At 33.7% G+C, this 24,355-nt stretch carries 15 protein-coding genes; 3 read left to right on the forward strand and 12 right to left on the reverse strand.

Annotation, left to right across the window (positions count from 1 at the left end; all coding sequences use genetic code 11):
• Positions 1-35: 35 nt before the first annotated feature.
• The 12 genes from J8L88_RS03175 to J8L88_RS03230 form a co-directional block, all read right to left on the reverse strand.
• Positions 36-470: a hypothetical protein gene (locus tag J8L88_RS03175; RefSeq protein ID WP_118387858.1), complete on the reverse strand. Its 435-nt coding sequence runs from the start codon at positions 468-470 to the stop codon at positions 36-38.
• 110 nt (positions 471-580) lie between these two features.
• On the reverse strand, positions 581-2,206 hold the full coding sequence (locus tag J8L88_RS03180) for a hypothetical protein (protein WP_211059914.1): 1,626 nt from the start codon (positions 2,204-2,206) through the stop codon (positions 581-583).
• Between the two features lie 21 nt (positions 2,207-2,227).
• Complete coding sequence (locus J8L88_RS03185) at positions 2,228-3,376, reverse strand: NAD(P)/FAD-dependent oxidoreductase (RefSeq protein ID WP_211059915.1); 1,149 nt, start codon at positions 3,374-3,376, stop codon at positions 2,228-2,230.
• Positions 3,376-3,819: a hypothetical protein gene (locus tag J8L88_RS03190; protein ID WP_108804918.1), complete on the reverse strand. Its 444-nt coding sequence runs from the start codon at positions 3,817-3,819 to the stop codon at positions 3,376-3,378. Before J8L88_RS03190 ends, J8L88_RS03185 begins: the two co-directional genes overlap by 1 nt.
• A 6-nt stretch (positions 3,820-3,825) precedes the next feature.
• Positions 3,826-6,039 carry a LodA/GoxA family CTQ-dependent oxidase gene (locus J8L88_RS03195; protein ID WP_211059916.1) on the reverse strand — a complete coding sequence of 738 codons (2,214 nt, stop codon included), beginning with the start codon at positions 6,037-6,039 and terminating at the stop codon, positions 3,826-3,828.
• Between the two features lie 16 nt (positions 6,040-6,055).
• Positions 6,056-8,311 (reverse strand): tyrosinase family protein, encoded by a 2,256-nt coding sequence (locus J8L88_RS03200; protein ID WP_211059917.1) that lies wholly within the window; start codon positions 8,309-8,311, stop codon positions 6,056-6,058.
• Positions 8,312-8,862: 551 nt separating this feature from the next.
• Positions 8,863-10,422, reverse strand: a complete 1,560-nt coding sequence (locus J8L88_RS03205; RefSeq protein WP_211059918.1) for a carbohydrate-binding protein — start codon at positions 10,420-10,422, stop codon at positions 8,863-8,865.
• Positions 10,423-10,466: 44 nt separating this feature from the next.
• Positions 10,467-12,806, reverse strand: a complete 2,340-nt coding sequence (locus J8L88_RS03210; protein ID WP_211059919.1) for a family 20 glycosylhydrolase — start codon at positions 12,804-12,806, stop codon at positions 10,467-10,469.
• 3 nt (positions 12,807-12,809) lie between these two features.
• Positions 12,810-13,682, reverse strand: a complete 873-nt coding sequence (locus tag J8L88_RS03215) for an N-acetylglucosamine kinase (protein WP_211059920.1) — start codon at positions 13,680-13,682, stop codon at positions 12,810-12,812.
• A gap of 103 nt (positions 13,683-13,785) precedes the next feature.
• Positions 13,786-15,696, reverse strand: a complete 1,911-nt coding sequence (nagB, locus tag J8L88_RS03220) for a glucosamine-6-phosphate deaminase (RefSeq protein ID WP_211059921.1) — start codon at positions 15,694-15,696, stop codon at positions 13,786-13,788.
• Between the two features lie 62 nt (positions 15,697-15,758).
• On the reverse strand, positions 15,759-17,294 hold the full coding sequence (locus J8L88_RS03225) for a SusD/RagB family nutrient-binding outer membrane lipoprotein (RefSeq protein ID WP_027394120.1): 1,536 nt from the start codon (positions 17,292-17,294) through the stop codon (positions 15,759-15,761).
• Positions 17,295-17,325: 31 nt separating this feature from the next.
• On the reverse strand, positions 17,326-20,448 hold the full coding sequence (locus J8L88_RS03230) for a SusC/RagA family TonB-linked outer membrane protein (RefSeq protein ID WP_211059922.1): 3,123 nt from the start codon (positions 20,446-20,448) through the stop codon (positions 17,326-17,328).
• A 212-nt stretch (positions 20,449-20,660) separates the two neighbouring features.
• On the opposite strand from J8L88_RS03230, the gene J8L88_RS03235 reads away from it, so the two are divergent.
• From J8L88_RS03235 to J8L88_RS03245, 3 genes are all read left to right on the forward strand, one after another.
• Positions 20,661-21,722 (forward strand): sensor histidine kinase, encoded by a 1,062-nt coding sequence (locus J8L88_RS03235; RefSeq protein ID WP_371813611.1) that lies wholly within the window; start codon positions 20,661-20,663, stop codon positions 21,720-21,722.
• Positions 21,719-22,447, forward strand: coding sequence for a LytTR family DNA-binding domain-containing protein (locus J8L88_RS03240; protein WP_027394123.1), 729 nt, complete (start codon positions 21,719-21,721; stop codon positions 22,445-22,447). The genes J8L88_RS03235 and J8L88_RS03240 overlap by 4 nt, the downstream gene beginning before the upstream one ends.
• Positions 22,448-22,544: 97 nt before the next feature.
• Positions 22,545-24,353: a sodium:solute symporter family protein gene (locus J8L88_RS03245; protein ID WP_211059923.1), complete on the forward strand. Its 1,809-nt coding sequence runs from the start codon at positions 22,545-22,547 to the stop codon at positions 24,351-24,353.
• Positions 24,354-24,355 lie beyond the last annotated feature (2 nt).

Consider the following 24,355-nt stretch of genomic DNA (forward strand, 5'->3'; position numbering starts at 1 on the left):
ACTATATGTTTTTATGGGATACTATTTAATAAATATTAAGGATGACTAAGTACTTGTTTTTTCTTTAAATGAAAATTACTTAGAATCATTAAAAAAGCAACTATATATAACCACCACGTTTGACTGTAGTTGAGGTAATAGGTAAGAAGTAAAATAGATAGTCCAAAAGTGTATAGAAGAATATTAATCCAAGATTTATTTTTGTAATGTCTCCACATTAAGACTATACTTCCTGATAAAAATATAGTAAGAATAACATACTTCCATTTAGAATTATAGTCCAATTTGCCGAGTCCAATAAAACTAAAGAAAGAAGCATAAGCTGCCCAACAGAAAGCGCATTTTGGAAATAAAAAAAACACAACAGCAGATAGAATATTCAAAACATTAATTTTCTTAGTATGTTTACCAACTTGCTTTGTAGAAACTTCTGTATTACAAGAACAAGAGTTTTGTTTAGAATAGTACATTTGCTGCTGCGTTTTTAAAGTTAAACTTGATTTTGGGCAAAAAGGGTATTTAATTTATTAGAATAAAGTCTTATGTTTTTTGATATAATTTAACTTCAGTATATATTAGATTAGTTAGATGGTTTTTTAGGTTTTCCTTCTTCCCATTTCGCTTTGCCTAGTAGCCAACTAAAATCACCACTTAATTGATCTCCCGATGTCAATTTTCCATTTTTGTATTCATAGATTCCGGCGCTAGAATGACATCCCATACAACTTTCTGTACCAAAAATGGTAATGTCACTAGCGGGATTTCCCTCCATTAGGTTAGAGGCTGATTGGTTTCCTGACTGAAAAAAAGTTTCCATAGTAATATTAGTCAGCAAAGCCAGATTCGGATTGCCACCAGGTTTATTGACTACAGAATTTGGGACCTTGTATCCACTTTCTGTATGATTTCCAGGGAGTACATTTTGATCTGTTGGATATTGAGTGTCAATTAACTGATAATATTGCCAAACACTCTTTTGTTGTTTAAAATAAGCTTGCATTTTTTCATTTACTCGAGTTACTCGCACAGGAATATCTACCATACGTTTAGCTTGAGTTTTCATAACATCGCTATTAGCAAAATACTTACTAGTTTTATTATTCGAAATAGTCCAAAAATCACCGTGTATTCCTTTGTTATGTGTATAGGTTGTACCACCATTTGTCACGTCGATATTTACAGGACAAATCTCACAGTTAGGATTTGTAAGAGAAGGAGGGATTACAGTTGTTTTTCCATCTTTTTCGATGATATTTTGATCTAAATTATCAATATGTTCAAAAGTAGACCATACCCATTGCTTTCCAGTTGGAGTTTTTTGACTAATATGAAAACCGATCATACCCAAATCCTTTTTGACTAAAGAAGAACCATCTGGGCCAATAATATATCCTTCTTCCTGATAGTATCGATCTTTATGATCGCTATCGGTAAGGATTTTCCATGCAAATTTAATTTCTATAGCACCAAGTTGTTTCTCGTCATAATTACCTTTAGGAAAATCTGCGATTACTCCATTTTCAGAAAATTTGGTTTGTCCATTAATATTATAGAGCTTATTTGTAATAATATAATCAAACTCTTCCTTATTCATTAATACTTCATATACCACTACATTCCCATTTTGATCAAAAAGTTTTCCTGCAAAAGCCTGGTCTACTTCATCAGCGATATCGAAATTTTTTGGGGTTGTTGGTGTCCTAGAAGAAAGTACTACTCTAGCGTTTGAATTAGTAAGAACATCATTAGATAATCCTAATCCTGAAGCAGTTCTTGGACTCCCCCAAGGTGCAGGTGTTTTGCCGTCTGCGCGGTATACCTGAAAAGCTTCTTTCCATCCTAACCAAGTTGGTTCCCCTTTGTCTGTAAATTTTGGTGTTGGAGCTCCCTTGTCATTTCTAGGCCACATAATTGCTATAAAAGCTTGCCAACTGTATTCATTAAATTTTTCGTTAAGCTTAAATAGTTGGTTTTTGTCTTTAAGCTTTTTTTGAACTATTGGATTTACATCTACAGGGATATCAGCAGAAAATTTTACTGGAGGGGGTATTTTTTTGTAATCATCATTATTTATGGTTATTTCTGCTGTATCATTATTTTCTTCCACAGTTACTTTATCGTTACAGGAAAATAATATAAATGAAATACATAAAATAGCTATGACTCGATTTGTATTCGATTTAAGAAGTTGTAATGCATGTTTCATAATATGAAGGTTTAAGGTTAATTAGTTATAGTTGATGTTTGTGTGTCTTCTTCTCCAAAAAGGAGATGAGGCAAATCGACTTTCCTGGTTATAGTATTCCTGTCTCTTTTTCTGGTATCCTAGATAATCATTTGTTATGATTTGTTGATATTTATGTAATCCAGATCGGTTACCTTTTAAATCATCTAAAGTTGCGTAGGCAGCAAATTGACTCATAGCTAAAGATTTAAAAATTCCTAAAGATGAAATAGGGTCATAACTAGATGCTGCATCACCTACTGCTAGCCAAGAGTTGCCTACTACAGAACTTAAATATTGTGTGTGTGCTGCGACCACTCTAGGTTCCGAAAGTTTTTTTGTTTTGAGTGTCCTAGAATAGGTGTAACGGGAATTATAAAGCAGTTCGTTAAAAACAGTTATTTTTTTTAATTGCATTTCATTGGCAATGTCAGTATCTGTCATGTATCCAATTACAAGTGTTTTATTTGGTAAAGTAGCGCTGTACCACCAACCGTATGGATCAGATTCTACGCAAGTTCCATTTCCTAACCTAGATTTATTTTCATTTTGATTAGAAATATCGTAAAAGCGATAAATCCCAACCATTTGATCTTCCTTTATTTTAAAAGTTTTTTGAAGGCAAGAAAAAGCAGCTTTTTTTCCTGTGGCGTCAATTACGAAGCTGGATTTTATGGCAGTTTGTCTTTTCTTAGTGTTAATTTGTAGGTGCCAATAGTTTGAGGTCTTTTCTGAAGATATTACGCTTGTCTCGAAATAGGTAAAGACTCCTTTTTTTTTAGTTTCTTTAATCATAAATTGATCAAAAACTATCCTATCTAAATGCCATCCATATCCATAAGGAGAATATATATATTCATTATGATATAATTCTGAAGAACCCCAAGCTGCAGAAGTTCCGTATGCATTGATGAAATTACATTTTAAAAAGGATTTCCATATGCCTAAATTTTGTAATTGTTGAGATGCGTGTGGCGGTAATGTTTCTCCTATTCTATAGGAGGTTGGGTCTTCAGTTTTTAGTTCAGAAGCACGCTCGATAATTGCAATGTTTAGGTGTGGAGCTTCATTTTTTAAAGAAATAGCGGTAGCACATCCAGCAACACCTGCGCCGATTATAATTACATCATATGTGATAGCGTCGTTGTTCATTAACTTGGGTCTTGTTTTACAGCGATCCATTGAGCAACTACTCCAGCTGGAGCTGTTGATTTTCCGTTTGGTCCCGTTGGATGTGGTATTTCTCTAACAATTGATCCAACAATAGCCGGTCGCTGATCTATACCGTTCATCCAATTTGGTACATAGTATCCCAAATAATTATAGATCCATTCGGCACCACCTACAATTCCTTTTCCTTGAAACTGAAGTGTAAAAGGATTTCCATATCCAATACTACCTGTTAGTTTAAGTTCCCATCCAGGACCGTATATTAAACCATCTAAGGTCTGCATAGGCGCTTCGTTTATTTTAATATTTCCTCTTCCAAATTCTAAAGAATCAAAATCTGCATCTAGATCAGGATTGCTTAGAAAACTTCGATACGTCCATGTTCCGGTTAGGATTTCAGGAACTGAATTAATTGGTGTGTTCATAATGTCTTAATTTCTGTTATTTTCCTTATTAGATTCTCCAAAACTTTGCCCTAATACACGATCTCCTGGTTTTACAGGTTCTCCTAAAGCTTCATTATTACGTTCTATCTGATAAAATTGTCTTGTAATTCCGGTTCCTTCAGTTATTAAAAACCCTAGGTCTTTCCAGGCTTGAACCATTTGTAAATCTCCAGCATTGTTATTAGGGATTCCAGATGCCCAATAAACCTGTGAACCATTTAGGGATTCAGGCACTACAATAGGCCTGTGAGCAGGCCACCAAGGAATGTTATACGCTATTTGCTGTTCTACCGGATCTCCAACGGATTCAGGATAAATAGTATTCCATTTTTCATAGGTGGTATTTATATTCTGAAATGTACATTCATGAAAATCTGCTTGCCAAGGAATTCCTATATATTTGGTAAGATCCCCTGGTTCTAGACCTTTAGAAAGGTTTGGAGCTGCACTGCCATCTTGATTGGCAATAGGTTGAGGAAGGCTTAGTCCTCCTGCTATATATGTAGCGTGTTTGATTCTATACGGTTCACTGTAGATGGCAGGATTATCTACAATCCAAGAGAGTTCTCCTCCTGGACAAAAAGCACCGCCTAAAACATTACTCAGTACACCTCTGTCAATTCCAATCCCAGTTTTAGGCGGACTAGACCAAGGATTGGTGCATTTTTTATTATTTTCTCCCCACTCAACACATTCATTTACAAATTTTCCGCTAGCCCATTGTTTTAAAAAGAATAATTGTGTTTCTGTCATGGATAGAAACTTTTGAGGAGCAGTATTACTAAGTGGATTATCACCACAAAGCATTGGCATTAAACGTGGTTTGTTTGAAGTAGAATTATAATTGCCTTCCACTTCATAATCGTTTAGTTGATCGGTTTGCCTCATAATCCCTAAAATAAATTGCCTTAATCTGTAATAAGGATCTTTTCCATTTTCTGGAGGAATAGAAAGTGTTTCATAATTCAAATTTCCTCCAGTTCCTCTATTATGTGGGTCTCCACCTCCAAAAAAATCAAAAACAAAAGTGTATTTGAAGTCATCAGGCCTTCGTAATTGAGGCCATAATTCTTTGTAAAATTTTGGATAATAATCTGGGTTGTATCGGGCTTCGTTTCTCCAGATGTCTAGCTCTTCTGGAGTTTGTGGGTTATTGTTTTCTTTGGTGAATGGAGGTACCCCGAAGACTTGTGGATCATATGCCATTTTACGAACAAAAAGATCATACATCTTTTCGTCCATTGTGATCATATCTTCCATTTCAGGAACATATCGTGGATAACCAACCACAACCCAAGCAGGAACCTGTACATCCATAGTTCCGGTAGTTTTGGTTTTTATTTCTTTATCACCTTCATAAGTAATATCTGTGAAGGTGTACTCGATTTTTGCAGTCACAGGTCCATCTGAAATATCATCAAACCAGCCATTGTTATTAACAAAACTTTCTATAACAGGAGTTTTTGTGGAGCCTGAATTTCCATTTCCTCCTAATACAATCAATCGGATGTTTTTTTCTTGCTCATTCACTAATAAACTACCTAATGTTTCTATAGAATTTGGTTGTATATCCGAAGGAGGAAAAGTTTGTGGATATGATACTTTTTTATATTTACTAATATCCATTTTTTTACTTTCTGAACCGAATTTGGCAAAAGCACCTTTATTATTTTTAAGGTTTACTGTTAGCGGTCCTGGATCAATAATCAGTTGTCTTCTTAAGTCTGGTTGCGTAACTTCAGGATTTCTAAGAGGATGATTAGGTGCATATCCTTGCTGTCCATTCGTTTCTTGAAACTCATACCAAGAAGCTTTTTTGTTAGCTAAATGTACTGTCCAATCAATGTCGGTTACTTTTCCTTGGACTATCCGAGGAGCTGTTACAGCAGTTTGATATACAAAATCATAAGTTCCTCCTATTTTAATTTCTTCTCCTTGAGTACCTTTTTCGCTTTTATAAGCAAATACTCTAAACCTTGCAGCTTGTTTTTTAATTTTAGAGAGATCACTACTATCTTTAAAAGAGCTTACTCTTATCGGATTTCCTTTTGAGTCTTTTTGTTCTCTTCCCATTTCATCACAGGCAATAGGTAATGTCCCAGGTTGCTCTGGAGTAAGGTAGAAGTCATCCTCTGTATTACCAAGTCTTGCAATTCCAATACTTGGATGAATTTTAAAAGTAGTATATGTGTTGTCCATTATATGTTGCTTTTATTTAGTCCATGAAGTTTAAGGATACACCATCGATATATACCGCATTATCAATCTGTTTTCCATCAATACCTAAGATCACTAGTTGTATTGTTATATCTTTATCGCCATTGTTTAAGACGCGTTGTACAGCATCGGTAGCATTAATTTTATAGTTTCTGGGTTCATGGTGGTGTAGTTGTCTATAATCAAATTGTCTTGTTTTGTCCAGAGGTAAATTACAATGTCCTGGACCTCCATAACAGCTTCCGTGAAACGTAGAAATTTCTTCTACAAAGTGTTCATTCCCATTAGTAGGAGTGTCGATAGTAGCCTCAGGTGAGTTTAAGAATACTCTGATATGAGCATTTTGTAGATTTCCTCGTTGTACTCTATGAATTTTAATTTCTGCTTTACGATGCGTATCTAATGTATTTGAAGAAACTTTAGTCGGTGCGCTATTAAATTTTATTAATCCTACTTTACTTGATACATCATAAAAAACAGAATCTTTCATATAGGTATATCCTAGTTTTTGAATACTCATAGTATCCTGAACTGTCATAGACCACGGTGCTAGAACCGCATTCATTTCCTGAGGAGTTCCGGTATGTAATTCCTGCCATCTAGCCCATAATCGATCAACATTAGAATGATGTGCCCAAAACAACGGATCAAAAGCCGTTATTCTATTGTCTGTCATCCATCCATATATTGGATTTTCCTTGCTTTGAGGATCAGGAGTTAGCTTTAATTTTTGGTATATTTTTTTCCATTCATTACTATTATCCGGATAGGTGGGATTAGTACCACCGGAGAAGTTATGCATACCATTATGTACTTTTTCCAAAGATCCGTAGTGATGATCGTATGATGGTCCTCCTCCAAAATCACCAAAATTATCCAAAGAAAGAAGTAAATCGATGTCATCTTTTGTTGGGTATTGAGAAAGCGGCCCCATAGATCCTGGCCATCGATTTGGGAACCATAATGGATTGGTTTCTTTTAATGTGTCGTAAATGATTCTTATTTTGTCTGACCATACAGCTACATTATTTACATTGATAATTTCATAAGGGATTCTGGCAGCTTTTAAAAAACGTAGACCAGAATTGTATATGGTACCTTTTTTTACAATTTTTTCTAATGCAGAAACTTCTTTTTTATTTAGTATGGATTTACCTTCAGAATTTTTTTGATCTTTTAATTTGTTTAATCCTTTTTCGGTAAGGTAACAACCATAGGCTTCTGGGAGTATTCCTAGATCGTATTCCTTATTATTAAAGGTGTTTTTGTTCTGATCTGCATAGTCAGCCCATGACCAATATGGCAAAGCAATATTTGGGTCATAATCTTGTAGTTTCTGCTCGAAAAAATATAAATATAGTCGATGCCAAGTGGTAAATTGCTCCCATCCATGCTGACAAGAATCTGTATGAATCCTTGCCCAATAGTCAAAACTTCTTTCATCTTGCCAATAATCCGTATATTGAAACATACAGTTCAGCGCTTCTCTAAACGTTTTTAGCTCGTCAGGAGTTAGTGAACTTACTTCTTTTCTGATCGTTAACCCTTTGTTATCTCGATGATCTTTATTGGTTTTATTTGTAGATACTTGATGCAGTAATTCTCCCTTAGCAAGTGCTACATGATTATTGTTAGTAGAAGCTCGTAGTATTTCTGATTGATTATTTTTCTCTTCCTCTAGAGTTAAGGGACAATCAGCATCTATCCAGTTAGCAATAGTCTGTATTTGATCCGTTGAAGCAGAGGCATCTGCATCCCATAATAGTTTTGGGAAAATACTATCATCAAATGGATATTGACCTTTAAGTCCTATAATAATGGCAGAATGATCACTTCGTTTTTCAGTGGGATTATTGCCACCGCCGCTAGAACCTCCCGATGGCCAGCAATCTCCTATCGATTCTAATGTAGGCGGCTGTTGCATAGCAGTTACGGCTGGTTGTAATGAAGCTGTATCGGAGGCCTTTTCTTTTGATCCACAGCATCCAGTATTATTATTAGCAGGTTGTTTTGATGAGATTGATGAGGATGATGAACTCTTAGTTCCACAACATTCATTAGGATCTTGATTAGAGTCATTACCAGCTTTAGGCGCAATTAATCGTTGTCCATATAAGGAGGCCGTCATAAAAGTTTCTGGATCTAACCAAAAAGCATGTAACCCTTGATAACTAGGAACTGTTTTTCCTTGTAATAAATTAAGGATTTCTTTTACCTGTTCATATTGAGATTTTATTTTCTTTTTACCAGACATAATAGTGAGTTGTATTTTAGTTAAGCCTTGCTTCTCAAAGCTATATAATTAGGGGAATTTTTAGTATAGGTAGAAACCCCTGTTTTATTGTTTTTAATTTGTGTTTAGTTTTAAAAACAGGGGTTTTTACGCTTTTTATTGTTTGAAATAATGATGGAGATTTGAGGAAACACCTCCTTATATTTTTTTTAAATTCTAAATAACAGGTCTAACTAATATTCCATTTGAGAAACAAAAAACGAATGTAATTGACTATAGCGCGAATTACTGGTTACAGGCATTTGCGCAAGGAAGAAAATTTACACAGTTATCCTATAATCAACAATTTTGATAATAACCAGATTAAATGTCCATTATTAAGTTTCCACATATTTATGTGGCTTTTTTTACACTCCTTTTCTAAGAGGCGTCAGAAGAGAGTATGTTTTTATTAATCAATAAATTTATGTTTTATATTGTAAGTTATAAAAAAACCACCTGTTTTCAGGCGGTTCGAATATTATCAAAATGATAATCAATTAGTTGAGAAAAGTGTTTTATTCTTATTGTGGCTAATTACAGTTTTGAACAAATTCCCATGGTTTTCCGTTTCCGGTGTTGGATACTGGAATATCTCCTTGAGTCCACCATTTTGCTTTATAAATAACATTGTCATAGAAAACTTCATTATCTGTTACATATGCAGTGGATGAGTTCCATTGGTTTACATTACAATTGTCATTTCCATCTCCGCCATCAGTATCGCCATCGCAGTTTTCTATAAATTCCCATGGCTTTCCATTTCCATTGTTAGTTTTTGGGTCATCTCCTTGAGTCCACCATTTTGCTTTGTATAATGAAGTTTCATAAACAACCTCATTACCATTTGTATAAGCCACAGATGAATTCCATTGACTAGAAGAACAGCCGGAGCCATTTCCACCTCCATCTCCACCATCACCATCTCCGGTATATGGCGATTCGGGATAATTTTCAGCATTAGCAATTGCTTGTGATTGAGAAGTTCCATTTAGAACTTGACTTGACACATATAAATACCCATAGGCAGATGATGAATTTTCTTCAAGTAACATTTGCCAAATCATAATACCATCTGTCGTACTTTTTGAAGAAATATGATCAGATAAGTCAGCCATATTTTGATAATTGTAGGTATAATAGGGGCCCCAGGGTTCATTGGGATAATGAGTACCTGCCGCAATTGAGAATCCATATTGATCTGCATAATGTTTATAAGAGTCGTACATAATTGTTCTGTTGCTAGCTGCTCCTGTATTATAACCTTGATAAGCAATTAAATCAATTTTATCACCTACTGCTTTTATTACGGGGATCATGTGACCTGTAGAAGCAAAGCCAAATAAACTTATTGCTTGATTTGGTGATGTGGCATTAAATAGGTTAGTATCGGATTCTCCAGTTACTGTATTTCTTTTACTATGAGCAAAAGGAGAAGAGGGATCATCATTGTTAAGGCCTCCTAAAGCTCCTGCACCTGCAGGTGCGCAGGCAATTACATATTGACCTTTAGGCATCAGTGCTCTAGATTCATTAAAAAAACTAATAAATCGCTGCACATTAATTGATTCCCCAATAGTCTGAAATCCGCCGTTAGGCTCGAAATCCCAGTCGATACCTTCAAAACCAATATCATCTACTAAATCTTTTATTTGTTGATAATTGATGTCGTAAGCAGCATTTGTGCCCCAGTAAGTTTCTCCACCTATAGAAAGAATTACTTTAATTCCTTTAGTTTTAAGAATAGATACAGATTCTTTTAGAGTTTGGCCATCATAAGGAGTTTGAATTCCGGTTCCTGTAATATCTAAAGATCCTTTTTGATATCGTAAGTTTGGTCTGGCAAAAGCCAGAAAGACATGAGTGACATGCTCGGGAATATCTCTAAGTTTGGATCCTTGTCCAGTTGTAGTCCAACTTTCTGACCAGGATGGGAAGTACCCTAAAATAATAGGTTCAGTGATTGCAGACCGATCGATTACCGGAGTGATTTCTTTAAGATTTTCCTCGTCAAGAAAACTTTCATTAGTGCAAGACAAGAATAGTATCTGAATTAAGAAGATACATCCAATGATTTTTTTAAATGGTGTCATAAGAGTTTGTGTTTATATTGGTTTTAATTTGAAAGTGTTTTTAACTATTTAAGGGAGAGACTTCTATTAGAATTCTCATAAAAAATCATTTTTTCATTAACAGTTTTATATTCTTTATCTAATTCCTTTCGATATTTTAGTTCTACAGTATTCCAATCAGATGCCCATCCTTTCTTGATATTATTTAGATATACAATTTTAAGTTTGTGTTTTCCTTTTTTAAGAGCAATAGAGCTCTCTTCAGGATGTTTTTTTATTGCTTTTTTGTAATCGATCACTAATTGATTACCAATCCATATTTGATCTTGCGTACTAGAAAAATAATATATTCCATCTTCTGGGATGTCGATATATCCTTCTAGAAATACTGCTTTAAAATTTTCTTTTTTAACTTCATGTCCCCAATCGAAGGTCGTATTTGCCTCTTTAATACTTTGTACGATTGATATTTTTGATGGAGTTTCTTTCCTGATATCATCTACACTTGAAAAGTGACCTTTTATCGTTTTTGTTTTTAAACCAGGAGATAAATCCATTGATTCTGATATAGGCGATAGATAGGATTGCTTAACAATGTCAATAGTTCTTGTTTTACTAATTTTTCCGTGTGGTAATATGGATGCAATTTTTAGAATAGATGTCTCATTAAATGTGAGTGTTTTAGAGTATTCTTCACTTTTGTTGGTAGGATTAGACCCATCTGTTGTATAGACCATTTTAACAGGATGTGTGGTGTTAAATGGGATGGATATACTATCAATGAATACTATCCGATCAGAGGAAGGACCTTCTGGTAATGGAATGTGGTAATTTATTTCATGATGATCAAGAATTGGATATAAGCTGTTTAAGCGATTTAAGAAATTATTAAAATTCTTGTTTTTCTCTATAGTCCATCCTGTTTCTGCAATAGCAATTAATCTGGGGTATAATTGATATTCTGCGATTTTATCATTATCGGTTTGTTCAGCCCATAGATTTCCTTGTAATCCAAGAATATGATGTCTTCTGTGTTCTTTTATTGCTTGGGGTATTGGATTGTACGAATATGTTTTTTTTAATGGAGTATGTCCCCCAAATGCCATTGGCTCTACTTGTTTATTACCCTGATAAAAATTAAGATATACATAGTCCAATGGAGTCATAATTACATCATGACCTTCATTTGCAGCTTTTATACCTCCTTTTTCTCCTTGCCAAGACATAATGTTGGTAGTTTTTGTAATTCCTCCTTCTAGAATTTCATCCCATCCAACCATTGTTTTATTATACTTGTGTAGAATTTTTTCTACACGAGTCATAAAGTAACTTTGTAATTCTTTTTCATCTTTAAGTCCTTCTTTTTTGATCAGTTTTTGACATAATTCAGATTCTATCCAACTACGTTTAGGAACTTCATCTCCCCCAACATGGAAGTATTTATAAGGAAATAGAGCTACCATTTCTGTAATTACATTTTCTATAAAAACATATACCTCTTCTTTTCCTGCACATAGGATGTTATAATCCACACCCCATATTTCTCTTATTTCAAAAGACTTTTCTTTACAAGCTAATTCCGGGTAAGATGCAAGAATTGCTTTAGCATGTCCTGGCATATCAAATTCGGGAATCACATCAATAAATCGTTCCTTAGCATAGGCAACAACTTCTTTTATATCCTCTTGTGTGTAAAATCCATGATAAATGGTGCTATTTTTATTACCCCTTTTGGCACCTATTTCTGTTAATTTGGGATATTGCTTTATTTCTATACGCCAACCTTGATCATCGGTCAAATGCCAATGGAATTTATTGATCTTTAATGTTGCCAAAAAATCCAACTGTTTTTTTATAAACTCTACTGTAAAAAAATGCCTAGAAACATCAAGTAATACACCTCTCCATTTAAAAGCCGGTTCATCTTTAATATCTATTGAAGGAATTATGACTTGTAAATTTTCATGGGAGTCGTCATCAGAGACAAATGGTAGTAATTGCATTAAAGATTGGGCTCCGTAAAATAGACCTTTCGCTGTTTTTGAAATAATTTCAATATGATTTTCATAGGTTTTTAATAAGTAACCTTCTTCGGTTAATTCGACAGAAGGATCTATAACTAGATAAATAGAATTGTCTTTTTTTTGATCCGATGTACTAAGATATAATCCTGTTTTTTCATAAATAACATCGATAAAAAACAAAGCAACTTTCTGGGTTTCATTGGTCTTTACAATGAAAGAAGTTTTTTTGTCAATTGTAAAAGTTCCTTGCTTTTCCAGCAATGATAAAGGCATTGGAGTAATTATGGGATTTGTATTTACAGCAGTTGTTGGTGTGTTTTTTTCATGACAAGAAATAAAAAAGATAATGATTGATAGTATATAGAAAATGGATTTCTTCATTTGTTATATTGTTTTTTGTAGTGTATTCCTAGTAGAGATAATGTGATTAATAAGATTGTTTATAGGTTTTTTGATAAAACTTTTTGCCGTAAAACCTTTCTCAAGCAGTATTTTATTAATGATGTCCTGGGAATAGTATGCAATAGAACCAACAAAATGTATAGGGTTGTTTTCTAATTCTTTGGAATAAAGTGTCAAATAGTTGTCTATAAAAACTTTGATTCCATAGTATAACATTCTTTCTATAAAGGGATGATTTCGATGTTGAAACATGAAAAATGCATATGAGGCTAGGTATGCATTAGGTTGCCGAAGATCATATAAATTATAAAAGAGTTGCTCTAAATTGGAGCCAAACTTGGTTTCAAATTCTTTCGCAAGGCTTGAAGGCATTTTTTGTAAATAAAAACTTTTAAGCAATTCTTTTCCGAAGTAATTACCACTACCTTCATCCGCTAGTAAATATCCTAATGAAGGGGCATATTGTATTATTTTTTTACCGTCAAAGTAGCAGCAATTAGAGCCGGTTCCTAAAATAACAATTACGGCTGGTGTCTTTGTGGTAGCGTGTACAGCAGCAATAATATCCTCTTCAATTTTTATTACCGTGAGATTTTTAAAGATAGATTGAAAAGATGATTTGACTTTTTGATTTGATGCTTCTGTGTTACATCCAGCTCCGTAAAAGTGTACTTCATTAATCAAATTTCTTTTTTTCGAAACTTCGGAAATCTCTAATAATATGCTTTCAATTTTGTTTTGTGATGTGTTTAATGGGTTGATTCCTATTGTTGTCTGTGAGAATACTTGTTTTCCTTGTGAGTCCATTAGAATCCAATCACATTTTGTAGAACCACTATCTGCTATTAATATCATAGATTCTAATCTTTATGGTTTGTTTTATAATTAAGAGCTTCTTGTTCATGATTTTTAACACACATTTTTAAAGTTTAAGAGTTAATAAAGTCAATGCTACGTGTTAAAAATAATGTCTTTTAAAAGCCTCAATAGCTTCATAATCAGCTAGCCCTAAATTATCGTATCGTTCCGCAGTATCTTTATTTCGTTCCTCTGCTCTCAGCCAAAATTCTCTCGAGTCTTCACCTTGAAACATTACTTTATCTTTTTGAGATTGGTGAAAAAGAATTGCATTTGTTTTTCGATTTACTTCATCTGGGCTTAATGGTACTGCCATTTCAATATCATGGATATCCCACTCATGCCAGGCTCCTCTGTATAGCCAAAGCCAACAATCATTCATGAATTTTTCATGCTTTATTATTGATATTGTTTCGAGAATTGCATCAAGACAAAGTTTATGTGTTCCGTGTGGATCTGCCAGATCACCGGCTGCATAGATCTGATGTGGTTTTATATGAGTTATAATATCCTTTACAATATTAATATCGGGAGTGTCAATAGGGTTTTTTTTCGCTCTGCCGGTTTCATAAAAAGGAAGGTTTAAAAAGTGAACTTTATGATCAGGAAGCCCCAAATATCTAGTAGCACCGTAGGATTCCATTGTTCGAATAAGACCTTTAGTTAATCTTACTTCTGGAGAATCAATATCTCCAGTATTTTTTGATTTTATAGCGTCTATTATATTTTTAAATATACTATTACCATCAGCTAAACGTTGTGCTACTTCTCCAAATTTTAAGGCTTCTTGATCAGTTACAGCAATATTCCCAGAGGTTTGATATGCAACATGTACATCATGACCCTGATCAATAAGCCTAGAGAATGTTCCTCCCATAGAAATTACATCATCATCAGGATGAGGACTGAAGATTAGTACTCTTTTTTGAGCAGGATTGGCTCTTTCCGGACGTTTAGCGTCATCAGCATTTGGTTTTCCACCAGGCCATCCTGTGATGGTGTTTTGTAAATGATTAAACATTTTAATGTTAAGTTCATATGCAGATCCTTCTAAAGTTAGAAGACTGGACATACCGTGATCATTATAATCTTTATCAGTTAGTTTTAACAAAGGTTTTTGCACTTCCTCACTTAACCATGTAACTGCTTTTAGTTTAAGTTTCGGTGTCCAAATACACTGATCTACTAACCAGGGAGTTTTAATTCTAGTAAGATCGGCTGCTGCTTCACTATCCAGAATAACGGTAATGTTTTTATGATCCTGTAAGAAAGAAGCTGGAATTTGAGAGGTCATTTCGCCTTCAATAGTTTTTTTTACGACAGATGCTTTTTTATGACCCCAAGCAAGTAAAAGAATACGTTTAGCTTTTATAATAGTGCTTATTCCCATAGTTATGGCTCTTTTGGGAACATTTTCTAAACCATTAAAATCTGATGCTGCATCTCTTCTAGTTATATGATCCAATGTTATAATCCTTGTTCCAGAATTACGATGAGATCCAGGTTCGTTAAAGCCAATATGCCCTGTTCTACCAATACCAAGTAATTGAAAATCTAGTCCACCAAGTTTTTTTATTTTCATTTCATAATCGATACAGTATTGATCAATTTCTTCTAGATTAATATTTCCAGAAGGAATATTGATATTTTCTGGATTTATGTCAACGTGATCAAAGAGATGTTGATGCATAAAGTGATAATAACTTTGTTGATTATCTGTATCCATAGGATAATATTCATCCAGATTAAAGGTGATCACGTTATTGAAACTGAGTTCTCCTAATCTATATAATGTAACTAGTTCTTCATATACTTTTATTGGAGAAGATCCAGTAGCCAATCCTAGTACACAAGACTTACCTTCTTTTTGTTTTTGTTTTATTAAATCTGAAATTTCTAAAGCTGCCAATTTAGAAGCATAAGAAGAATCCTGAAATATTTCATTATGGATTTTTTCGAATTTGGTATCTTCAAATTTGCCAACTTGTCTGAATTTAATTTCTTTAATCATTTTTCTTTTTTAATAGTACCATATTGATTTATGGAAGGTTAATAAGAGTTTTTATTACATACTTATTCAATATCCCACCAGATAGAAGTTGTCATTGTATCTGGTCCTTGTCTATCTATAGCTTCTTTTACTTTTGTTTCATTTGCGACTAGTTCTGTGGTTGAATATTGTAATCTTTTTGGGACTGTTCCATTATTAGGTTCTGAGACAAAGAAAATAGCGTTGTCTGTTAATGTTGGGATAAGTTCTGTTCTTCTTACTAGAGACCAAGCCTCATATCCATTCATTAATAGTGCTAACCATCGTTGATTCCAGACAGCTTCTAATTGTTGTTCTGTTGATCCGGATAAAGTGGCGATAGGTTCGTTAATTATAAAAGTTTCGATATCACCAGCATCTACATCCCAAAACTTCATACTCGCTCTAATTCCTTCTTCGTAAAGTCCTTGTGGATTTCCAGAATACCCTAAAAGTGCTGCTTCTGCTTGTAGAAAGTAAGATTCTGCAGCAGTTAAAATTTGAGTTGGTACAACGTTAGCTACATCAGTTGTCGAAGTCCCGATGATTTTTTGAGATGGAATTGCAAGATTATCTCTTGGGATAATTCCTCTCATTGAAATTGCGGTACCTTCAAAAGTGTCATTTGGAGAAGGATCTGCTATCTGTGGGAGTCTAGGATCATTATTATCATTTAATAAATTCAAGTAACGATCTGAGAATACCCATTTAGAACCTAGTCCTCCAAATCCCCAGTAAACATCTTCGAAACTTCCATCAAGAAATGATAGTATCAACGCAGATTCGGATTTTTTTAATAGTGCTTCATTAGAGCTATCTATGAGGGTATTACTTAGACAATCATTAATAACTGTATCTATAAAGGATTGCTCACCTGCTTGTATAAAAGCATCTCTGGATCGTATTGCGATACGTAATCGCAAGGTATTAGCAAACGCCTTCCATTTTTGAGGGTCTCCATTATAAATGAAATCGCCATCTGCTCCAGCAATTATTTCTGATGAAGTGCCAATCTCATCCATTTGTGCTTTTAGGTCATTTAGGATACTGGTATAAATTTCTTTTTGAGCGTCATATGTAGGTTGAGGATTAGTCAAAATTAATTCGTCACCAATTACATCACTATAAGGGATATCTCCATAAATATCTGTCATTTTTTGATAAAACCACGACATCATAATTTTGGTAACTGCTGCACCATTAGTATCTTCAAGATCATTATAAGTACCTAGTAAATTTCTAATATTGAGGGAGACTTTTTGATATGATGCATCAAATATCGCATTAGTCCAACCTTGATTGTTTTGATAAGCATCTCCAGCAAACCAAGATCCTTCTGCATTGTAACTAAATTGATTTGCAAATTGGCTAGTATAGATTAAATTTCCTCTCCAGGTTAAGAAACGAGGTTCAGCAAATTCAAAATATTGTACTCCAGCCATAATACCTTCCACAGTTGCAGTTTGCGGGTCAATAGGGTTGGTATTTATTTCTTCAAAATCTTCAGTACAAGAAATAGTTGTAATAATTAGTATAAGAAAACCAACAAATAGTTTTATGATGTGTTTTTGAGTTTTCATAATTCTTTGTTTATTAATAACATTATTTATTTTAAAAAGTAAGATTTACTCTAAGTCCGTGGCTACTGGCAGAAGGAATTCCAAAAAATTCAACTCCACCAAAACTTGTATTGAAACCTGTTTCAGGATCAAAATTGTCAGTATTACTATGAAGTATGGCTAAGTTTCTTCCTACATAGCTTATAGATAGATTAGATAGATGTAGTCCTTTAATTGTTCTCTCAGGAAAAGTATACCCAAACGTTAGTTCTCTAAATTTAATGAAGCTTCCATCGTAGACCCAGTTTTCTGAAATTTGACCGACTCTACCCCAATATGTTTGAGGGTTTACACCTCTTTGCTGTACATTAGGATCTAATGTTCCATCAATCACTGCATTTTGAGGTAAGGAGATACCTTGTCCGCCAGAAAAGAATTCTCTTCCTTCTAATGTTTCGATCGCCGTACCTTGTGTATGTCTTTGTATTTCTGATAAGGAAAATACATCCCCACCAAACCTTGCGTCGAATAAGAAACTTAAAGAGAATTGTTTATAAGAAAAAGAGTTTCCCCAGTTTAAAAAAGCATCTGGAGCAACATCACCGATTTGAGATATTTCAGTATTAATTACTGGTAATCCGTTAGTATCGTAGATTACATTTCCATTATCATCTTTCGAGAATGTAGTACCAAATAATCCTTGAGCGCTAGAGCCTACTTCGGCCGCTACTTGAACCACATCATTAAATTGACGTATTAATATGTTTCTATCCACTCCTTGAGCTAATTCTTCAACTTTATTTTCGTTAGTTGTGAAATTTATGGTTGTAGACCATTTAAAGTTATCGGTCTTTATAATATCAGCGTCTAAAGAAAGTTCAAGCCCTTTATTTGTTACTAAACCAGCGTTGATTATTTGATTTGCTGCTCCACTGGATGGAGGAAGCGTTAATCGTAATATTTGATCTTCGGTTCTTATAGTGTAATATGTCGCAGAAAGCCCTATTCTGTTGTTTATAAAACGGGCATCTAAACCAAATTCAAGAGCATTTGATATTTCAGGAACTAAGTCGGGGTTGTTAAGTTCTGGCCCAGTTCCTGCCCCTTCTTCTGCATTTCCGAAAAAGAAAAAACGCTGGCCGTTAAAAAGATTAGATGATACATTATAGGTATTTACAAGAGAAAAAGCACCTGTGGCATTACCAGTCTGCGCAAAACTACCTCTCAATTTTAGATTAGAAAGTATTTCGTTGTCCTGTAATGATGGGAAAGCATCTGTTGCTACAAAACTTAATCCAACAGATGGATAGAAAAATGAAGCATCGTTTATTGGTAATGTAGAACTCCAGTCATTTCTCGCGGTAAATTCTGCAAATAAATAATTGTTAAATCCTATAGTCATAGATCCGAATATAGAATTAGAAGAATTTTTGGCATTACCAGGAACTACGCTAATACTCTCAAAATTGTTAAGAGAGAAAAAGTTAGGAAGTAAAAAAGTTTCTCCAATAGCTTGTAATGATCTAAAAGAGACATCAGAGTGACTAAACCCAAGTGTAGCTCCCAAGTTAAAATTATTACCTATGTCTGTATTGTAGGTAAAAATTAAATCATAATTATTGGTTCTAGCAGTAGAGTTGGTATCAGAAAATCTTCCGTTACCAGCAATGTCAAAAGCACCGAAAGGATTGAATATCTGCTGACTACTTGTGATGTGGTCTTGAGAAAGTCTCATTAATCCCTTTAGGCCTGGTGCGATATCAATATTTAGTTCTAATAGACTGATATATCGATCAACCTCATCTTCATTGAGCAGTGTATTAGAAGTGTAATATGGATTTGTAATGAAAGCTCCTGCCCAGTTATTGGGAGTACCATCCGATTCTAAAAAGTTATCTCTTAACAATGTATTAGAAATATTTCTGGGCCTTAGAGAAAGAGCGCGAGTAATATTGGTTTGACCTCCTGTTAGTTCAGGTCGATTTCGTGCATCTTGATGGATATAATCAACTTTTCCGAGGATCTTTAACCAACTTGTGATAGAAGCACCAGCTTTGATACTAAAGTTTTGACGTTTTAAATTACTTCCAGGGACTATGGACTCATCATCTAATCTGGAATAACTAAACCTATAATCAAATTTTTCTGTTCCTTGCGAAACTGCAACTGAATTTAGAAAGGAAAACCCACTCCTGAAAAAATCTTTAAAATCGTTGTCATTCGCAGAATAGCTGGCAGTTCCAACTCCATCAAAACGCTCTCGTTGTGTTCCATCTAACCTCGGTCCAAAACTACTACCATTGGTGATATCGTATACTAGTTGATTTGTTGAGGTGTCAAACAAACCTTGACCATATTCATTTTGAAATTTAGGGGAAACCAATATAGAACTTGCAGTAATCGAAGAGTTTATTTCTACAGTGGGCTTGTCAGAACGTCCTTTTTTAGTGGTAATTACTAAAACACCATTTATTCCTCTAAATCCATAGAGTGCTGTAGCATTTCCACCTTTTAGTAAGGATATGTTTTCGATATCATTAGGGTTTAGATTAGATAGTGTGTTACCATAATCAAGTCCAGAAGCAAAATCTCCCTGACCACCTTGATTATCATCTATAATAACACCATCCAATACAATTAGAGGTTGATTGTTAGCTCCTAAAGAACTGATTCCTCTAATATTAATTGATACAGATGAACCAATTCCACCTGAGTTAGAATTGATATTTACACCCGCTAATTTCCCACGAATCGCTGATCCAATATTAGGATCTGCTGTTTGTGTAATTGTTTCAGATTTAAGTTGTTGTACTGAATACCCTAGTTTTTTTGATTCTTGTCGTATACCAAAAGCTGTTATTACTACATCCTCTAGTTGTTCTGCATCTTCTTCTAGACCAATATTTATGGTGTTTGATGAGCCAATAGATTTTTCTACGGTTTTAAATCCGATATAAGAAAATACCAGAATATCACCTGTAGAAGCATTAATTGTATATGCACCATCAAAATCGGTTTGTGCTCCGGTAGAAGTTCCTTTCACAATAACATTTACTCCAGGTAAGGGTGTGTTATTTACCGCATCAGTTATTATTCCAGATATTTTTTTTTCCTGAGCGAGAACTCCGATTACTAAAAATAAAAATGAAATTAAAGTTAATTTTTTTTGCCTCATGTTTTCCTTTTATTGATTATTTGTGTTGTTCTAAATTAATAGTTTGAAGGTTTTCTTTTTTTTTTTTTATCCCAACAACAGCATTTTGATAATGAACGACATATAACCATAGATAACCGTTGCTACAGGTTTTTGGAACCAAACATTTTTTTGTTTTTTATGATATTTAATGATACTTTTTCACAGTTTTTTAATAAAATTAACACTGTTCTGTGCTAAAAACTGATAAAAATGTAATCCACGAAGATGTGGAAGAAAAAACAATTAAAACGAAGTATCATATCTATTTTTGGATGACATACTTTCTTTTTAATGTGATAAGATGGGGTAGTTATTTTAATGATTACTGGTATTCTTTTAAATCCAATTTAGTAGAATTTCCATTACACCTTGTAATTGTTTATTTCAATATAAATTACCTTATCCCAAATTATTTATTGAAGAAAAAATATACGATGTATGTTACTTTTTTGCTTTTAAGTTTAGGGGTTCATTATGTGGTAAGGTCAGGGTTGAATTATTGGCTAATTACAGAAAATATTTGGCCTGAAGCCCAAGGAGAGAATGCCCCCTTCGGTCTTAATCACATCATAGCGGTAGTATTAGGAGAATTATATGTTCTTGCATTAACTTTTTCTATAAAAATCAGTGTTGATTTTATTCTGGAAAGAAACAAGACTCAGCAATTAATAGCATTACAATATAAAACCGAGTTACAATATCTTAAGGCACAAATTCAACCACATTTCTTTTTTAATACGTTAAACAACTTATATGCGTTAACAATACAAAAGTCTTCGAAAGCATCAGACGTAGTTGTTAAACTATCAGAATTTATGCAGTATATTATATATGATGCTAGTAAAAAGAAAGTTTCTTTAATACAAGAGATACAGTATATTGATAATTATATTGAGTTAGAAAATATAAGATATGGAAACGAGATTAAGACGGAAATTAACATCGTTGGGTGTATAGATGATGTATTAGTAACTCCGCTATTATTCCTGCCATTTGTAGAGAATGCTTTTAAGCATGGTTTTAAGGATACAGGAGAGATGAGCCTATTAGTTTCATTTGAAGTAAATAACGATACATTGATTTTTGTGTCTGAGAATAGCTATGGTAAAGAGGTTTCTTCAAATTCTAAGAATGGAATCGGAATAAAAAATGTCGAAAGAAGATTACAACTTTTATATAATGAAAATTATGAGCTAATAGTATCTAATGATAATAACCTTTATAAGATTACCCTTAAAATCCCAACCACATGACCATAAAAAGTATCATAATTGATGATGAACATTTGGCAATAAGTATTATTGAATCATACCTTAAAGAGTTCAAAAACATCGAAGTTATAGGTGTGTTTAAAAACCCTTTGGAAGCGCTGCCCTTGCTTGAGAATGGTGGTGTTGATGTAGTCTTTTTAGATATAAACATGCCAAGAATGAATGGTTTAGAATTCTTAAAAACACTTAAAGAATATCCACAAATCATCATTACAACTGCATATAAAGAGTATGCAATCGAAAGTTATGAATTAGAGGTTCTTGACTATTTAGTAAAACCCATACCTTTTAGCAGGTTTTTAAAATCAATAAATAAGCTAATGGCTAGATTAATAACACTGGACAAAGGCAAGCCTTTTGCTGAATTTGAACAAGCCCCTCATGTTTTTTTGAAAGTAGATAAAAAACTAATCAAGATTTTTCTTCGCGATATTCTTTATATAGAGAGTTTAAAAGATTATATAAAGTTGCGTAGTGTAGAAGGAACCTATATTTCTCATAAATCTTTAGCAAGTATAAGTGAGGAACTACCCTCCGAAAATTTTATTAGAATACATAAATCATATGCCATAGCAATTGATAAAGTAAAATCTGTAGAAGGTAATCTTGTGGAGATTGGCGATAAGAGAATTCCAATCGGTCGTAACTACTCAATTCACGCTAAAAAACAAATATTAAAAAACAAAGGGAACTTACTCAATGGATAAGTATCTATATTGCACAAAAAGAGACTTTTTAATAATAAAAATACATCTGTAATTTTAATACAACTGACATAACCAATAATACAGTAAATATATTCACATGAAACTAAGCACACTTGATTACTCAATTATAATAGTTATTCTACTGACCACACTTTTTATAGGAGTAATAGTATCGAAAAAAGCAGGAAAGAGTACCTCAGAATATTTTTTATCAGGAAGAAATATGCCTTGGTGGTTACTAGGGTTCTCTATGGTAGCAACTACCTTTTCTACCGATACTCCTAATTTTGTAACAGATATTGTTAGAAAAGATGGAGTTTCTTCGAATTGGATGTGGTGGGCTTTTTTGATTACAGGTCTTTTAACTGTTTTTATATATGCTAAATTATGGAGAAGGTCTAACGTAAGTACGGATATTGAGTTTTATGAATTAAGGTATGGAGGAGCTCCTGCCATTTTCCTAAGGTCTTTTAGAGCTTTATATTTAGGTCTTGTATTTAATGTTTTCGCAATGGCTGGTGTCACTCTTGCTGCGATTAAGATTGGTAGTATTATGCTTGGTCTAGAACCATGGGAAACTATAATTTATGCAGGGGTAATTACTGTAGTATTCAGCGCGTTAGGAGGTTTTAAAGGAGTGGTTTATACTGATTTTTTATTATTTTTCATAGCAATAGGAGGTGCAATAGGAGCAGCATATTATTTAGTAAATATTCCTGAAGTTGGTGGACTTCAGAATTTAATAACACATCCCAATGTAGCGGATAAACTATCATTATTACCAGATTTTAATGATAAGGAAGCACTTATTACACTATTAATTATCCCCTTAGCAGTTCAGTGGTGGAGTTCTTGGTTTCCGGGAGCAGAGCCTGGAGGAGGAGGTTATATTGCACAGCGTATGCTAGCTGCTAAGAATGAGAATCATGCAATAGGTGCAACATTTTTCTTTAATATTATGCATTATGCTTTACGCCCCTGGCCATGGATATTGGTAGCATTAGCTTCGCTTATAGTTTTTCCTGATATAGCAAGTATTCAAGAGGCTTTTCCAAATGTAACTGAGGATAAATTAGGACATGATTTAGCGTATTCAGCAATGCTAGCAAAATTGCCAAGTGGTCTTTTGGGATTGGTATTTGCTTCTTTGATTGCAGCATATATGAGTACTATATCTACACATCTTAATTGGGGGTCGTCTTATATTGTAAATGATTTTTATAAGCAACAAATAAAGAAAGATGCATCAGAAAAAGAATTGGTAATGGTAGGAAGAATTTCGACTGTTGTGCTTATGATATTAAGCGCATTATTTGCATTGTATCTTAAAAATGCAAAACAATTATTTGATATTATAATAATGTTTGGAGCTGGAACTGGACTTATTTTTATTCTTAGATGGTTCTGGTGGCGCATCAATTCTTGGAGTGAGATTTCAGCGATGATTATTTCGGGAGTGGTATCTTTAATATTCGCTTCTCCTGTTGGAGATTATTTTTTTGGTGATGATGCAATTATGTCAAGCTGGGCAAAACTTCCGAGTATAGTGTTTATAACTACAGTTGTTTGGATAAGTGTAACATTTTTAACAAAACCAGAAAGCGATAGTGTTTTACAAAATTTTTATAAAAAAATACAACCAGGAGGACCTGGTTGGAAGAATGTTATTACAAAGGCAAAAGAAAATAATATAGATATTGTAAATAGTTTAGAAGGATGGAGTGTGCCGTCTGGAATTCTGGCATTATTATTAGGATGCTTCTTAGTTTATGGAGTATTGTTTACGACAGGACACATAATTTATGGGAATTTACAAGAATCATTAATTCTTGGATCAGGAACCATAATTGCAGGTGTTTTATTGGTAAGAGTTTGGAGGAAAATAGGTAAAGACCTTATTGTCTAATC

This window comes from Aquimarina sp. MMG015, from assembly GCF_018100855.1.
Classification (GTDB): domain Bacteria; phylum Bacteroidota; class Bacteroidia; order Flavobacteriales; family Flavobacteriaceae; genus Aquimarina; species Aquimarina latercula.